The sequence below is a fragment of the Shewanella scandinavica genome (genome assembly GCF_031932065.1).
GTDB lineage: Bacteria > Pseudomonadota > Gammaproteobacteria > Enterobacterales > Shewanellaceae > Shewanella > Shewanella baltica.
Genome location: NZ_JAUOES010000066.1, coordinates 1 through 683, shown reverse-complemented (window position 1 = coordinate 683; position 683 = coordinate 1). Strand labels below are relative to the sequence as shown.

The 683-nt window shown below is 45.1% G+C and carries 1 tRNA gene and 2 rRNA genes; all 3 read left to right on the top strand.

What is annotated here, in order from left to right:
• The first annotated feature begins 221 nt into the window (after positions 1-221).
• Positions 222-337, top strand: a 5S ribosomal RNA gene (rrf, locus tag Q4Q50_RS22330).
• Between the two features lie 38 nt (positions 338-375).
• Positions 376-451, top strand: a tRNA-Thr gene (locus tag Q4Q50_RS22325).
• Between the two features lie 37 nt (positions 452-488).
• A 5S ribosomal RNA gene (gene rrf, locus Q4Q50_RS22320) occupies positions 489-604 on the top strand.
• Positions 605-683: the final 79 nt, after the last annotated feature.

Sequence of the window (683 nt, the reverse complement as noted above, 5' to 3'; positions counted from 1 at the left end):
AAAGACTCAAAGAAAATCAGCTTTTCAAATTTTAATTAAAAGGTTAATTACGCAGGAAATTGTTAGGCTGACAAAGCCGTGACGAGCGAGGCGCGGAGTGTACGTTAGTACATGGTCTAAATTGTTCCATACAATTTAAGACACTTCCTTCATCCATGAAGGTCGAGCACAGTAGCAAGGAGACAATGCCGTCAGACGGACAATTAACCAGTAAGAATTTGCTTGGTGACAATAGCCTTGTGGAACCACCTGATCCCATCCCGAACTCAGAAGTGAAACGCAAACGCGCCGATGGTAGTGTGGGGTCTCCCCATGTGAGAGTAGGTCATCGCCAAGCGCCTAATTTAAATAATCTTAATTGATTAGTATAGAATTGCTGATATGGCTCAGTCGGTAGAGCGCATCCTTGGTAAGGATGAGGTCCCCAGTTCGATTCTGGGTATCAGCACCATTACAATCTAGTGTCATTTCCTAGAATACAAAATTTGCTTGGTGACAATAGCCTTGTGGAACCACCTGATCCCATCCCGAACTCAGAAGTGAAACGCAAACGCGCCGATGGTAGTGTGGGGTCTCCCCATGTGAGAGTAGGTCATCGCCAAGCGCCTAATTATCTCGTAGAGATGTAACGAAGCCAGCTGAATAAGCTGGCTTTTTTGCGTCTGAGGTTTGTAAAAATCAGC